1 protein-coding gene is annotated in these 647 nt (G+C 44.4%); it reads left to right on the forward strand.

The window, feature by feature from the left end:
* A partial coding sequence (locus A3729_RS29535; RefSeq protein WP_197476275.1) for a TVP38/TMEM64 family protein occupies positions 1-647 on the forward strand: 647 nt, incomplete at both ends.

Consider the following 647-nt stretch of genomic DNA (forward strand, 5'->3'; position numbering starts at 1 on the left):
CTCTCTCCTTTCCTGGCGCCGCAGTAATGACACTTGCAGGCGGTGCAATCTTCGGTTTGTTACAGGGAACGATTCTGGTGTCCTTTGCCAGTACAATCGGTGCAACACTAGCCTTTCTAGTTTCTCGAACACTACTGAAAGAAAGTGTACAAAAAAAGTTTGCTGACTCCCTTAAGTCAATTAATGCAGGCATTGAAAAAGAAGGCGCGTTTTATCTGTTTGGCTTACGCCTTGTGCCTTTATTCCCGTTTTTCGTTATTAACTTAGTGATGGGTTTAACGCCAATCAAGACTCGCCAATTCTTTTTGATCAGCCAGCTCGGCATGCTCCCAGGCACCCTTGTTTACGTTTATACCGGTACTCAGCTTGGTCAGATTGATTCTCTATCAGGCATCCTATCACCCGGTTTATTGTTTGCTTTTGCTCTACTCGGCCTATTCCCTATTTTGGCCAAGAAGTTAATGGAAAGCATACAAGCTAAAAAGGTTTTCGCTAACTATGACAAGCCGTCTAAATTTGACACCAATATGGTCGTTATCGGTGCAGGTTCAGCAGGACTGGTTACTTCATTGATCGCTGCAGCAACCAAAGCAAAAGTCTCTCTTATTGAGCGTCATAAAATGGGCGGCGACTGCTTAAATACCGGT

The sequence above is a fragment of the Oleiphilus sp. HI0043 genome, assembly GCF_001634935.1.